Annotated in this window: 10 protein-coding genes; 4 read left to right on the plus strand and 6 right to left on the minus strand. The window is 66.2% G+C overall.

All coding sequences use genetic code 11. The features are described from left to right. Positions 1-2: 2 nt before the first annotated feature. The 3 genes from K1X74_03305 to K1X74_03315 form a co-directional block, all read right to left on the minus strand. A complete protein-coding gene (locus tag K1X74_03305; protein ID MBX7165354.1) occupies positions 3-911 on the minus strand; it encodes a response regulator in 909 nt (302 codons plus the stop codon). A 149-nt stretch (positions 912-1,060) separates the two neighbouring features. Continuing rightward, positions 1,061-3,949, minus strand: coding sequence for a response regulator (locus K1X74_03310; GenBank protein MBX7165355.1), 2,889 nt, complete (start codon positions 3,947-3,949; stop codon positions 1,061-1,063). A 34-nt stretch (positions 3,950-3,983) separates the two neighbouring features. Further along, the gene (locus K1X74_03315) at positions 3,984-4,625 is read right to left on the minus strand and encodes a pentapeptide repeat-containing protein (GenBank protein ID MBX7165356.1); all 642 of its coding nucleotides are present in this window, start codon (positions 4,623-4,625) and stop codon (positions 3,984-3,986) included. Between the two features lie 246 nt (positions 4,626-4,871). Between K1X74_03315 and K1X74_03320 the strand changes: the two genes are divergently transcribed. The 4 genes from K1X74_03320 to groL all read left to right on the plus strand — a co-directional run bounded on the left by K1X74_03320 (position 4,872) and on the right by groL (position 9,968). Then, positions 4,872-5,522, plus strand: coding sequence for a VTT domain-containing protein (locus K1X74_03320; protein MBX7165357.1), 651 nt, complete (start codon positions 4,872-4,874; stop codon positions 5,520-5,522). A gap of 68 nt (positions 5,523-5,590) precedes the next feature. Further along, positions 5,591-7,579, plus strand: a complete 1,989-nt coding sequence (locus K1X74_03325; GenBank protein MBX7165358.1) for a YjhG/YagF family D-xylonate dehydratase — start codon at positions 5,591-5,593, stop codon at positions 7,577-7,579. 291 nt (positions 7,580-7,870) lie between these two features. Next, entirely contained in the window at positions 7,871-8,203 is a 333-nt protein-coding gene (gene groES / locus K1X74_03330; GenBank protein ID MBX7165359.1) for a co-chaperone GroES, read from the plus strand. Positions 8,204-8,342: 139 nt separating this feature from the next. Then, the gene (groL, locus tag K1X74_03335) at positions 8,343-9,968 is read left to right on the plus strand and encodes a chaperonin GroEL (protein ID MBX7165360.1); all 1,626 of its coding nucleotides are present in this window, start codon (positions 8,343-8,345) and stop codon (positions 9,966-9,968) included. A gap of 104 nt (positions 9,969-10,072) precedes the next feature. Here groL and K1X74_03340 read toward each other — a convergent pair whose 3' ends face one another. The 3 genes from K1X74_03340 to K1X74_03350 all read right to left on the minus strand — a co-directional run bounded on the left by K1X74_03340 (position 10,073) and on the right by K1X74_03350 (position 13,451). Next, the gene (locus K1X74_03340) at positions 10,073-11,047 is read right to left on the minus strand and encodes a transglutaminase-like domain-containing protein (protein ID MBX7165361.1); all 975 of its coding nucleotides are present in this window, start codon (positions 11,045-11,047) and stop codon (positions 10,073-10,075) included. A 69-nt stretch (positions 11,048-11,116) separates the two neighbouring features. Continuing rightward, on the minus strand, positions 11,117-11,938 hold the full coding sequence (locus K1X74_03345) for a DUF4349 domain-containing protein (GenBank protein MBX7165362.1): 822 nt from the start codon (positions 11,936-11,938) through the stop codon (positions 11,117-11,119). 151 nt (positions 11,939-12,089) lie between these two features. Beyond that, entirely contained in the window at positions 12,090-13,451 is a 1,362-nt protein-coding gene (locus K1X74_03350) for an aspartate aminotransferase family protein (GenBank protein ID MBX7165363.1), read from the minus strand. Between the last annotated feature and the right edge of the window lie 1,015 nt (positions 13,452-14,466).

The following is a 14,466-nucleotide window of genomic DNA, read 5'->3' on the forward strand; positions in this document are numbered from 1 at the left end:
CTTCAGGCGGGGGCCGGTTCACAGCGCTTGACCAGCGTAACTTCGTTGCCCGTGGTGTTGTAGCGGACTTCGTCCATGAAGGTGCGCATCAACATCAGCCCGCGGCCGGAGATGCATTCCAGGTTTGCCGGATCGTTGGCGTCGGGCAACGTGGCGGGGTCGAAACCGGGCCCTTCGTCGCGAATCACGAACTGGGCCGAGTCGGGCGTGATGACCGCGCGCACGTGCAACCGGCGATCTTTGTAGGGGGCTTCGTGGCGGCGCCGCTCGACGATGCCGTTGCCGCCTCCCAGCAGGCTGGCGCTGGCCTCTTGCAGATCGTCGCCGGTCACTTCCAGGTTGCCGTGATAGAGCGCATTGAGCAGCGCTTCTTCCAGCGCGATCCCTAGGCGGATGCGGCCCGTCTCGTCGCACAGCCGCATGCGGGCCACGTGATCTTGCAGGAAGTCGACCAGCGGCGGCAACAGGCCGGCATCGTTGTCGAGGATGAAGCTGGCTTCGAGACCCTGCAAGCAGTCGAGCAGCCGCTCGTTGCGGCGATCGGCGCGGGCCACGGCCAGGACGTTTTCGACGGTGTCGTTCAGCTCGCGGGCCAGCACGCTCTTGGGCACATAGCTGGCCGCGCCGTGTTCGAGCGCGGCGACGGCGATGTCCTCGCTGCCGTGGGCCGTCATCAAGATGACCGGCACCAGCGGCCAGCGACGGCGAATTGCCTCGACCAGCTCCAGGCCGTTCAGGCCGGGCATTTGCAGATCGGTCACCACCAGGTCGGCCGCATGTGTTTCCAGATGGGCGAGCGCTTCGCTGCCGTCGGCCGCATAGTCGACCGAGAACTGGGGGTGCTTCTCGAGAATGCCGCCGGCCAATCGTCGATCGATGGCCGAGTCATCGACGATCAAGATCTTGGGCACGGGTGGTCCCTTCGTGAGCTGCGACCGGTCGCGGACAGGCGGAATCGACCTGCCCGGCCAGCCGCCGTACCGCCTTTCGAGAATCTTACTGCTGCCACACGCGGAATGCACGCCCAGGGGGATGGCTCGAGCGGCCCGACAATCGCTGGTTACTGTCGTGTTTGGACCTGTTCGGCCAGCCGTTGCCGCAGCCGGTTAATCCGCGGCAGCAACGATTCGGTGAGCTCGGCGGCCGCGTGCAAATCGCCCTCGCGGGCAGCGTTTTCGACCGCCGAGGCGTCGTGCATGGTCGCGTGAGCCCCGAAGTAGCCCAGCGTGTTTTTCAGCGTGTGTGCGGCGCGGCGCAACCGGGGCCCGTCGGCCGCAACGACGGCTTCGCGCAGCTCGGCGAGCTGCTTGGGGCATTCGGCGACAAATAGAGTCATCAGTTCGCGCAGCAGCTCGACGTCGCCGTTGACGCTCGACAGCGCAGCACCGCGGTCGTAGAGCTCCTCGTCGCCCGGCGCGTCGCCCAGCATCGTCGGCGCGGCAGGTTGCGGCAGTTCGCCGCAGGGATTGGCCGCGGCATGCGATTCGACGGCGGCGAACAGCTCGCGCGGACGCAGCGGCTTGGCCACGTAACCATCCATGCCGGCATCTCGGCAGCGCTGGCGGTCCTCGGGCAGGGCATGGGCCGTCAGGGCGACGATCGGCACGTGCCCGCCGCGTTCGGCCTCGGCGGCGCGGATCGCGGCCGTGGCCTCGAGTCCGCTCATCTCGGGCATCTGGATATCCATCAGGACGACGTCGAATTGTCCGCCGAGGCAGCACTCGACCGCTTGTCGGCCGTTGGTCGCCAACGTGACTCGGTGCCCACGGGCCTCGAGCATGCTGATGGCCACGCGTTGGTTGATCAAGTTGTCTTCGGCGAGCAGGACACTGCGGGGGACCTCGCAGCGCGTCCAGGTCTCGCCCGCGGCGGGCAGCGCGCGTTGCGGCGATTGGCGATCGCACAGCATGGCGGTGATCGTCTCTAGCAGGTCCGACGGCTTGATCGGCTTGGCCAGCGTCGCAGGCGCGGCCAGGACGTGCTCCTGCACCCAGTCGCTTTGCTCGTCGACGTGCGTCAGCATGAGGACGACGGCCGGTGCTTGCGGACGCGCTTGGATTTCGCGGGCCAGGCCCAGGCTGTCGCGCCCGTCGAGCGCGACGTCCAGCAGCACGACGCGGTAGGAGTCGCCGGCGTCGTCGGCTTCGCTCAAGGCGGCGCGGGCCTGCTCGGCTGTGCCCACCGTCTGCGGGCGCATGCGCCAGGCCTGCAAAGTTTCGAGCAATGCCTTGCGCGAGCTGCGGCTGTCGTCGACGACCAGCACGCGCTGGCCGTCGAGCGCGGTGGGGAGCAAAGGTTCTTCTTCGGCGGCGATCTGCAGCCGCGCGGTGAACGAAAACCGGCTGCCCTGGCCCGGTTCGCTTTCGACCCACATCTGGCCGCCCATCATTTCGACCAACTCGCGGCAAATGGACAGGCCCAGGCCGGTGCCGCCATAGTTGCGGGTGGTCGATTCGTCGACCTGGCGAAACGGCTCGAAGATCGTCTCGAGTTTGTCGGACGGGATGCCGATGCCGGTGTCGCAGACCTCGAACAACAGCATCACGCCGTGGTCGGCGGCGCGTTGCCGGCCGACACGCACGACGACCTCGCCCGCCGCGGTGAACTTGATCGCGTTGCCGACCAGGTTGAACACGATTTGGCGCAGACGGCCCGAGTCGCCGATCAGGCGATCCGGCACGTCGGCCCGGACGTGGCAGACCAGCTCGAGCTGTTTCTCATGGGCCCGCAGCGCGAGGGCGTTGACCGTGTCGCCGAGCGCGTCGCGCAGCGCAAACGGCTGGGGGTCGAGTTCCAATCGCCCCGCTTCGATCTTCGAAAAGTCCAGCACGGTGTTGATCAGCGACAGCAAGAACTCGGCCGATTCGAGCACGGCCTCGAGATAGCGGCGCTGCTGACGCGAGAGATCGGTCTGCAGCGCCAGCTCGACCATGCCGATGATCCCGTTCATCGGCGTGCGGATTTCGTGGCTCATATTGGCCAGGAAGTGACTCTTGGCGCGGTTCGCGGCCTCGGCGGCCTGCTTGGCCACGAGCAGCTCGTCTTCGGCACGTTTACGGCTGGTCACGTCGCGCACGACGAACAGGACGGTCTCGGGCCCATACACGGCAACGCGCATTTCCAGATGGCGAATGCCCATCGGCGTGGGCAGCCGGACTTCGAAGGTGGTCAACTCGCCTGAATCGAGCGTGCGGCGAATCCCGTTCAGGAAACGTTCGGCCAGCTCGCCTGGGAAATACTCCGTCAGGCGGACCCCGATGAATTCGGACATCGGAATGAAAAAGTAGTCGGGCGTCGCGCGGCATTCGAGACAGGTGCCGTCGCGCGCCACGACGAAGAACATGTCGGGTGTGGCGTCGAGGATGGCTCGATTACGGGCCTCGCTGCGGCGGAGCTCTTCTTCAGCCTGTTTTTGCTCGTTGATGTCGCGCAGGAAGCAGAGCGTACCGGGATGTCCATTCCAGGTGACCAGCACCGAGTTGATTTCCACCCAATAGTTGCGCCCGGCTGCGCCGACGACGCGAAACGTGTAACGGCTGGGCACCTCGAGCCCGGCCAGCCGCTGCAGATAGCGTTCGGCCACCATGGCGCGGTCGTCGGGATGGATGACGTCGATGAACGAAACCCCGCCGAGCTGTTCGGCGCTGTAGCCGAGTAGTTCGGTCGTACGGGGATTGTGAAACCGCACCATCCCGTCTTGCACGATGACGATCGCATCGTTGGCGTTCTCGATCAGGATGCGGTATTTCTCCTCCGACTGGCGGAGCTGCTCTTCGGCGCCGCCGTGGCGGTCGCCCAGAGCGGCGAACGCAGGAACCACCCCCGGCCACGACGGCAATGCAGGTGGCACAGGGGAGCTGCTTCCCGAGCGGCGATAGATCCGCCGCGCCGCAAACGCCGCCGCGGCGAAGAAACCCGCGGCCGCCAGCAGCAAGTGCGCTTCGTGCATCGAAACGGCCTTGTCAAACAAGATGCCCGCGACGCTAACCCCAGAGGCGCCACCAAGGCCTGGCCGGCGGTTTTTTGACGACCTGCGAGGGCTTGGCGACGGTACCCCTGCCCGCCGGATCGATCATCCCTTCCATCTTGGCCCGAAGCAAACGGGCGTTGGCCAGATCGGCGCCGGTCAGGTTGGCGCCTTCGAGATTGACCATCACCAGGTTGGCCCCGGAGAGGTTTGCTCCGCGCAGATCGCTCCCGTTGAGCTTGGCCTCCTCGAAGTTGGCGCGCAGGTCGGCCATGCTTAGGTCGGCTTTTGTCAGGTCTGCCTTGCGCAATACGGCGCCGGCCAGCTTGGCGTAGCGCAAGTTGGCTCCTACCAACGACGCACCGCACAGGTTGCAGCCGATCAGCAGTCCGTTGATCAGTTGCGCGGCATCGAGGCGGGCTCCCTGCAGGTTCGCGCCGCTGAGCACAGAGTGGTTCAGCCGCGCGCCGGTGAGATCGGCTCCGCGCAGGTCGCAGTCGCGCAGATCGGCATTCGAAAGGTCGGCCTCGCGCAAGTCCTGATTCGCCAGGCACGCGTCACGCAGCCGAGCCGACGCCAGACTTTGCTGACGCAAAGATTTGGCCGCGTCGAGGCGCAGCAACACATCCTGCGTCGTCTTATGACGAATCTCGATCACCGGGGGATTTCCTCCACGGCGCAAACACGAGCGTGTCTGCCGCTCGCACTGCCTAGAAAAGTCCAGCAGCGCGGTCGCCTCTCCCCCGATCTTTTCCGATCGTTAAGTTTCGGCTCTGGCCGGGTCCCCTACAAGTCGGGCACTGTCATAAACCTTCCGGGCGAGGCGCCCGGACCGCCGGGCCGACCTGCGTGCGGTTGCCGTGGAGCTTGCCGGAGGCGGCGCTTCGGCCGCAGAATGGCCAGGATGCGCGACTTTTTCACTGCCAGTCTGATTGTCGTCACGGCCGTCTTGGCCTTGCCGGTGCTGCCGCTGCTCGTCTTGGGCGAGGGATTCGAAGACCGGGTCTCGGCCTGGTTCAGCACGACACTGCCGCCGGCGGAGTTTGCCGGCATGGTCGTCGCGGCTCTGGCGGCCGACGTGCTCATCCCCATCCCCTCGAGCTTTGTCAGCACGCTCGCCGGGGCGAAGCTTGGCATCGGCGCCGCCACGCTCGTCTCGTGGTTAGGGATGACTCTGGGGGCGTTCGGTGGGTTTGCCCTGGCGCGCGCGGGCGGACGTCCGCTGCTGGCGCGCTTGGCTCGTCCCGACGACGTCGCCCGGCTCGAGGGCCTGGCCGAGCGCCTCGGGCCTAGTTTGCTCGTCGCCACGCGGGCCGTGCCCGTGCTGGCCGAGGCGAGCGTGCTCTTGCTGGGGACCACGCGGCTGGCGTGGAAACGATTCGCGCCGCCGGTCGTGCTGGCCAATTTCGGCATCGCCTTGGTGTATGGCATTTTGGGGGCCTTGGCGATGGACTATGCCGTGATGGCGTTTGCCTTGGTTGGTTCGATCGCCGTACCGGTTGCCGCCACCTGGCTGGCGCGGCGCTGGTTGCCCCGCGCGGCGGGCGAGCGTTAAGCTCGCCGGGCACACTACGACCTTCCATCGATTCGGTCGTCGCGCCGATCAAGACAAAAGGCCTTCGCATGTCGAACCAGGCTGCGCAGTTTTCTATCGACGAGATTCTCGGTGGCGCGGCGGCCGACCTGTACGACGTGCGAACCACCGCCGCTGGTCCGCAAGGCAGCTTGCCGCTCGACGAAAGCATGCTGCGCGATTGGCCCAGCGGCGATTTGTTTGCCCTGGCGCAGAACGCCGGGATGGGCTGGCCACCGGCCGAGACGATCGGGCCGCCGTTCGTGCTGCTGAGTACGCAAGGAGGGATTCGCGCGGACGACGGCCGGCCGGTTGCCCTGGGCTATCACACGGGCCACTGGGAGGTCGGTCTGTTGGTGCGGGAAGCGGCCGCCGTGCTCAAGGCGGCAGGCGGCGTGCCGCATGCGGCATTCGTGTCGGACCCCTGCGACGGGCGCACGCAAGGCACCCCGGGCATGTTCGACAGCCTTCCCTATCGCAACGATGCGGCACAGGTTTTTCGCCGGCTGGTGCGTTCGCTGCCCACGCGCCGCGGAGTGCTGGGCGTGGCTACCTGTGACAAGGGCCTGCCCGCCATGATGATGGCCTTGGCCGGCTGTGGCGACTTGCCGAGCGTGTTGGTGCCCGGCGGAGTGACCCTGCCGCCGGCCGCAGGCGAAGACGCCGGCAAGATTCAATCGCTCGGCGCGCGGTTTGCGCACGGCGAAGTGACCTTGGAAGAGGCGGCCGAGTTGGGCTGCCGGGCCTGCGCATCTCCGGGGGGCGGCTGCCAGTTTCTCGGCACCGCGGCCAGTAGCCAGGTCGTGGGCGAAGCGCTGGGCCTGACCTTGCCGCACTCGGCGCTGGCTCCCTCGGGTCAGCCGATCTGGCTCGACATGGCGCGGCGCAGTGCCCGCGCACTGTGGGAGCTCGCGCGGCGCGGCGTGCGTGGCAAAGACGTGCTGAGCGAGGCTTCGCTGCGCAATGCGATGGTCGTGCATGCGGCGATGGGGGGCTCGACCAATCTGCTCTTGCACATCCCGGCGATTGCGCATGCGGCCGGATTGCGACGGCCCACGGTCGACGACTGGATCGACGTGAATCGCCGCACGCCGCGGTTTGTCGACGTGTTGCCCAACGGCCCGGTCGGGCATCCGACGGTGCGCGTGTTTCTGGCCGGAGGGGTGCCCGAGGTGATGCTGCACTTGCGCGCCCTGGGACTGATCGAGCTCGACGCCATGACCGTGGCCGGCCGCACCTGGGGTCAATTGCTCGAATGGTGGGAAAACTCGCCGCGCCGCGCGCGGCTGCGCGAAGTGCTCCGCCAGCGCGACGGTGTCGATCCGGACGACGTGATCATGTCGCCCGAGGTTGCCCGGGCGCGCGGGCTGACGAGCACCGTGTGTTTCCCGCGCGGCAATCTCGCGCCGGATGGTTCGGTGATCAAAAGCACGGCGATCGATCCGCGCGTGGTCGATGCCGATGGGGTCTATCGCAAGACGGGTCCGGCGCGCGTGTTCATCCGCGAAAGCGACGCGATCGCGGCCATCAAGGGGCGCGGGCCGTCGCCGATTCGCCCGGGCGATGTGCTGGTGCTCGCCTGCCGCGGACCTTTGGGTTCGGGCATGGAGGAGATCTACCAGATCACCTCGGCGCTGAAACACCTGAGCTGGGGACGCGAGGTGGCTGTGGTGACCGATGCCCGGTTCTCGGGCGTCAGCACCGGCGCATGCATCGGCCACGTGGGGCCCGAGGCCCTGGCCGGAGGGCCGATCGGCCGGTTGCAGGAGGGCGACCTGGTGCAAATCGTCGTGGACCGGGTCCGGCTGGAAGGCACGGTCGACTTGATCGGCCACAGGGTCGACGGCCAGATGCGTCAGTTCGGCCCCGACGAAGGATCGCGGGTCTTGGCGGCGCGCCCGCCACGGGGCGATCTGGCTGCCGACCCGAGGTTGCCGGCCGACACGCGGCTTTGGGCCGCGCTGCAAGCGGCGAGCGGCGGAGTCTGGGGGGGATGCGTTTTCGACGTCGATCAGATCGAGCGGCTGCTTCGCCGCTGAGTGCCAAATTGGCAGGGTGTGGCAGGGAAACCCGATTCCAGGGCGTGATTTGTCAGGTGAGCGAGCTTCACCCGATATCAGGGTACTTGTGTAAAGCCTTGTCAGGAGTTGGGTTGTGGCGGCGCGGCTGTTTGGCGCGCCGGTTGCTTACCTCAACGCCACACGCCGGTGCGCAAGCGCATCTTTGGCAGCTTGGGGGCGCCTGGCGCCCCCGGTGGCAGACCGCCCGGCTGCCTTCCGTATAGCCCCCGAACTGTTGTTCCAACTCGATTTCCGCGGAGGTTCGTTCTCATGTCGACTGCAACCAAGGCCAAGGCCAAGCGGGCCGGTGGAATCCGACTTCAGCCGTTGGGCGACCGGGTGGTCGTCGAGCGCGAGCAGCGCGAGGAGAAGACGGCCGGCGGGATCGTGCTGCCCGACACGGCGCGCGACAAGCCCGCCCGGGGCGTGGTGGTCAGCGTCGGCGAAGGTCGGCTGCTCGACGACGGCACGCGTCACGCGCTGCAGGTCAAGGTGGGCGACCGCGTGCTGTTCACTTCGTACGCCGGCGACGAATTCAAGATTGGCGACGAGGAGCTGCTGTTGATGCGCGAGGATGACATTCTCGCCGTGATTGAGGATTAGGCTCGCCGCGATTGAAGAATCGGCTCGCCGCAACCCAGGAGCCGCGCTCCTCGACGATTGATTCGCGTACCGCACACTTTTTTCCGCGCCTCCAGGCATTGCCACGAGCGCGGCCATTGAATCCAGGAGAAGTTCAACCATGGCGAAGATGATTGCCTTTGATCAGGAAGCCCGCGAAGCGATGCGCCGCGGCGTGTCGAAGCTGGCCCGGGCCGTCAAGGTCACGCTGGGTCCGAAGGGCCGCAACGTGATCTTGCAAAAGAGCTTTGGCTCGCCGACCGTCACCAAGGACGGCGTGACCGTGGCCAAGGAAATCGACATCGAAGACGTCTATGAGAACATGGGCGCCCGGATGGTCCGCGAAGTCGCCTCGAAGACGAGCGACGTGGCGGGCGACGGCACGACCACGGCCACGGTCTTGGCCGAGGCGATCTTCAACGAGGGCCTGAAGGCCGTTGTGGCGGGCGTCAACCCGGTGCAGATGAAGCAGGGCATCGAGAAGGCCGTCAGCGACATCGCCGAGAAGCTGCACTCGGTGTCGATCACGATCAAGAGCCGCAAGGAGATGGCCCAGGTGGCCGCCGTGGCGAGCAACAACGATCACGAGATCGGCGAGCTGCTGGCCGAGGCCATGGAAAAGGTCGGCAAGGACGGCGTGATCACGGTCGACGAAGGCAAGAGCCTGAAGACCGAGGTCGAATGGGTCGAGGGGATGCAGTTCGACCGTGGCTACCTCTCGCCGTACTTCGTCACCGACCCGACCGAGATGCAGTGCGTGCTCGAAGACCCGTACGTGCTGATCTACGAGAAGAAGATTGCCAACGTCAAGGAAGTGCTGCCCGTACTCGAGGCGGTGGTCAACGCCAACCGCCCGTTGTTGATCGTCTGCGAAGAGGTCGAGGGCGAGGCCCTGGCGACCTTGGTGATCAACAAGCTCCGCGGCACCTTCAAGTGCTGTGCGGTCAAAGCCCCCGGCTACGGCGACCGCCGCAAGGCGATGCTCGAGGATATCTCGATCCTCACCGGCGGCACGGCCGTGTTCGATAGCCTGGGCATCAAGCTCGAGGGCCTCAAGCTGAGCGACCTGGGCCGCGCGAAGAAGGTGATCGTCGACAAGGACAACACGACGATCATCGAGGGCGCCGGTTCGAGCTCGAACATCAAGGCCCGGATCGAGCAGATCCGCCGCGAGATCGAGATTTCGACCAGCGACTACGATCGCGAGAAGCTCGAAGAACGGCTGGCGAAGCTGGCCGGCGGCGTGGCCAAGGTCAACGTCGGCGCGGCCACCGAGAGCGAGATGAAGGAAAAGAAGGCGCGCGTCGAAGACGCACTGCACGCGACCCGTGCGGCCGTGGCCGAAGGCATTCTGCCGGGCGGCGGCGTGGCGCTCGTACGGGCCGTCGGTTCGCTCAAGCCGAAGGGCCTCACCCACGACGAAGAGGTGGGCTACAACATCGTGCTCAGGGCCTGCCGTGCTCCGCTGACGCAGATTGCCGCCAACGCCGGGCAGGACGGTAGCATCATCTGCGAGAAGGTCTTGGCCGGCGAAGCCAACTTTGGCTACAACGCCGCGACCGACAAGTTCGAGGACCTGGTCAAGGCCGGGATCATCGACCCGACGAAGGTGACGCGTACGGCGCTGCAAAACGCCGCCAGCGTGGCCACCTTGCTGCTGACCAGCGACGCGTTGATCGCCGACAAGCCCAAGAAGGACGCCAAGAAGGGCGGCGCCGGCCACGGCGGCGACTACGACGTGTATTAGTCGTCAGGCCATCGGCCGACGATACTCGCCGTGCGCGGTTCGCCGCGTGCAGCGATTCACCAGAGAAAAGCCCCCGTCGATCTTCGGCGGGGGCTTTTTCGTGGCTATTTCCCGGCGCCGCTGACGAGTTCGCGGACGAACTTCACCTTGGGCTTGCCGCCCGCGCCGGTGAGATACTCGGACAAGTAGCGCTGGCTTTCACGGGGACGTTCCGGATCGCGGAAGTTGTCCCCCTTCTGCAAGATGGGGCGATGCTCGGGGATGCCGCCGAAGGCCGCGGCCCCCGCCGCCTGGCACGGGAACCAGTAACCCGCTCCCTGGTCGTCGACCAGGTAGAACTCCGGGTAACAGTGGCCCGGCACCCACACAGTGCGAGCCGGCACACCGTGCGCCCGGCACAGCGCGATGAACAGCGAACTCATCTCTTCGCAATCGCCTTTGCCGTTGCGCAGCGCGGCCAGCCCTCCGCGAAAGGGTCCTTCGACATACTCGACCTTTTCGCGGACGTAGTCGTAGAGTGCTCGCACCTGGTCCCAGGCCGTTTCGTGATCGGCCGTAATCTCCTTGGCCAGCTTCTTGATCTTGGGGTTACGCGCCTCGATGCCGGGGCTGGCACCCAGGAACAGGCCGAAGGTGCGGTCGAGCTTCTCGGGAATCTTGTAGATGTCGGTTTCATCCGGCGCGACGAGCGCATTCCGGCGGACCTCGACGATCATCAGGGCACGGGCCTCTTCGTTGGCCGGCAATTGCTTGACGGTGACGCACATCTGCTTGACGGTGCCCGCCACGACCCGGTAGTCGACCGAGTCGACGAACGATGAGACGTCTTCCTCGACGATCTCGACCGTCTGCTCGGGCCAGTCGGTCGGCATCGGCGCGGTGCCGATGATGCCTTTGCAGGGTCCACCCTGTGCGGTGATGATCATGCCCAGGCGAAACCGTTGAACTTGTTCTTCGCCCAACTGCGGGCCGCGTTTTGCGGAGGCTGCCGGTGGGCTGTCGCCGGCGGACTCGTCCGCCGCGAACAGGGGCGACGTCATGAACACGAACAAGGCGAACAACAAAGCGAGCTGGCGCATGGCAGAGTTCCGCGAGGCGCGCATCCATGCGGTGCAGGGTGACCAATGGATACCGTCAAGGTATACAAACTAGTCTAGCTTCGCGTGGCGCCGCGAAAAGCGGCGAAAGATGCGGCGGGTGGCCCAGAAAATCGCCACGGCCGGCACGGCGAGCGCCGGTATCCACGGCAGCAGGCCGACGAATCCGATCAACGCGAGCTCCCCGGTCGAACTCAGCGCCTCGAGCGAACCTTCCCAGGATCGCCGCAACCGGGTGGCCAGGGTTGGCGCCTGGGGCGGTTCGTAATCGCGCACCTCCTGGATATGAATCTCGACGGTCGCCAACGAGGTGAGGTCGGTCAGCACTCGCAGCCGCCCCTCGATGCGCTCGATCTCTTCGCGGACCCGCGACAATTCGCGCTCGATGGCGACGACGTCCTCCAGGTTGCCGGGGCGTTCCTCGAGCAACTTCAGCAAGCGATCTTCTTCCTTCTTCTTGTTCCGGACGCGCGCTTCCGCGTCGTAGAACTCTTCGCTGACGTCTTCGCTGTTCACGTCCGAGCGCATGAGCTCGCCCAGGCCCGCGGCGGCCGTGCGAAACTCTTCGAAGCGCTGCACCGGAATCCGGATGCGCCACATACCGGTGCGATTCATGCCCGACGCCCCGCGCAGGCTGCTGTCGGCCACATAGCCTTCGAACTGCTTGACCAGGGCGACGACGCGCTCGGGCACGCCGGCGAAGTCCTCGACGATCAACTCGACTTCGGCGTTGTAGATGATCTTGCGGCTGAGGCCGGTGGACGAGGTTTCGCCCGGAGTCGTCGCACCCGGCGCGCCGGGCAGCGTGTCGGCACTGGCCGGTTGTGCCACGGAGGCTTCGCGGGCAGTGGGCTCGTCGGCCACCCGGGACATACAGCCAGGCAACAGGCAAACGATGAGTACACACCACCCGGCGTGTCGCATGGCGACTCTCCCCCGGAAAAGATGGGCGTGGGGCGTCGAGCGGCGCCCTACATCGTTAGACGCGCGGAGCGTGCGAAAAATTCCCGCCGCGCGCCGCTGGCTAGCGTCCGAGCACGGCCTCGATCGATTCGCCGAGGATCGAGACCATGCGATCGATCTGTTCGTCGGTCGTGACGAAACAGGGAGCCAGGTTGTAGACATCGCCGCGGAGGCGCGTGAACAGGCCGCGTTTCTGCGTTTCAGCATGCACGCGCGGACCCATCTGCTCGGCAGCCGGGAATTCGGCCTTCGTAGCCTTGTCCTGCACGATTTCCACCGCGCACATCAGCCCCTCGCCGCGGACGTCGCCCACGTGCGGATGCGTGGTGAGGGTCTGCAGACCGGCGAGCAAACGCCGGCCCAGTTGTCCGGCGCGCTCGATTAACCCTTCGCGCTCGATGATTTCCAGATTGGCCAAGGCCACCGCGCAGCCGACCGGATGCCCCGAGTAGGTGAACGCGTGCATCCACTTCGACGGTTCGCCCGCGTTGTCGATCGCCTCGGCAATCGCGCGATTCACGCCGATGCCCCCCAGCGGGAAATAGCCGCTGGTGATCGCCTTGGCGAAGGTCACGATATCGGGCTCGATGCCCAGGCGCATCAACCCGAACCGCTGACCGAGCCGGCCGAAGCCGGTGATGATCTCATCGGTGATCAGGAGCACGTCGTACTTGTCGCAGATGGCGCGGATCCGCGGCCAATAGTCGTCCGGCGCAGGAATCACGCCGCCGGCGCCTTGCACCGGCTCGCCGATAAAGGCGGCCACGGTGTCGGGGCCTTCGGCCAGGATCAGCTCCTCGAGCAGATCGGCCGCTTGCTGCCCCGGCGTGCGTGGATCTTGGGCCTTTGCGGCAAAGCGATAGGGGTACGGGCTGGCGATATGCAAGAATCCCGGCACTCGCGGCTCGAACATCGTCCAGTACGGCGGCATTCCCGTGGCGCTCATCGCCGCCATAGTCACGCCGTGATAGGCCCACATGCGGCTGACGATCTTGTACTTGCCGGGCTTGCCTTGGGTTTTCCAGTAATAGCGCGCCGTCTTGAAGGCCGATTCGTTGGATTCGGCACCGCCACAGGTGAAAAAGAATTTCTGGATGCCCGGGTAGCACCACGCGCCCAGTTGCTCGCCCAAGGCAATGGCCGGGCGGTTCGAGCTGCCGGTATAGGCCGAGGCGTAGGCCAACCGCGTCATCTGCTCGGCCGCCGCGTTGGCCAACTCGCGCCGGCCGTGCCCGACGACGACGTTCCACAGGCCGGCCAGTCCGTCGAGGAATTCCTGGCCCGTGTGGTCGACGATCACCGCGCCTCGCCCTTCGACCCAGACGTGGGCCGTGGCCTGCGCGGCGCGCGAATGTAGCGCGTGGATGAGGTGTCGCTGGTCGCGATCCAACTCGTTGTTGGCCGCGGGAGGAAGATTGGTCACCGGAAGGCCCTGCGGAACCCAAGGTCGCAACCGCCGCGGAAGCTGCGGCGTGCCCTCAGTCTAATGATTTGCATGCGGGGCTGCGCGCTGCGGCGGGCGAGGTGCTCGCGCAGCGTGCAAAGCTCGCACGCAAAGGCGTTCAGCCCAGCGGCTTACAATCTCCGGGCGCGGCACCGGAGTCTTCAGCACGACGGCCGAGCAGCAGGTGGGGCCGGGGCCTGGTGTGTGCCGAGTCGTACACGCGTCGCAACGTAGTGCGGCCGACGTGGCGGGGACGAAGCCGGGTGAACATCGAGCGCATGGTTTTTACCTGCCGCAAGATCGGCCGGTGACGAGGAACTCGCCGCCGTCCACGGAAGCAGGGGCCACAGGGAGGGTCGCATCGGGCGGGTGTGCAGGGGGGGGCGCGGTACGCCGGTATGCTGTGCGCTGCAGTGATCAGGATCGGCACTGCCTACGCACAGCAAACCGACGTTGCCGCCAACGGCAAGCGCACGGGCACCGGGGGGAGACGCACGCGCGCTATGTGGGGTTTGTTTGGCTCAACCAGGTCCGGGGCCCGGCGTGACGTACTCCACGCCGCCGGAGCCTGGACCGCCTTCCATGATCACCGGGCCCGATCCAGGTCCTGGACCGTAACCCGACATCACTGGATCGGCATACGGCATGCCTCCTGTGTAGTTGGCGCCGTCGCAACACGGATTTTGCGGCATCGCTTGACGACCGCAGCCCGAATCGCACGGCGACGCACACGGATTGCCGCAGGGCGTTGGCATGCAGGGGTTCTGGCCGCAGCAGCGCGCGAGCCAATTCTTATGATGGCAACCCGCGGTTGTGACCGTCAGGGCTGCTACGATCGTCAGGAAGAACAGCCTTCTCATTGCTCGTCTCTCCCATACAACGCGACGAATCATGTCGCGAATCACCGGCGTCAGGGAACTCTACCTCACCCCCGATGATGTGCAAACGCAACACGGTGAGTTTTTGCAACGCCGGTCGCCCGTGGGTGCCGAAA

The organism is Pirellulales bacterium (assembly GCA_019694435.1).
GTDB lineage: Bacteria > Planctomycetota > Planctomycetia > Pirellulales > JAEUIK01 > JAIBBZ01.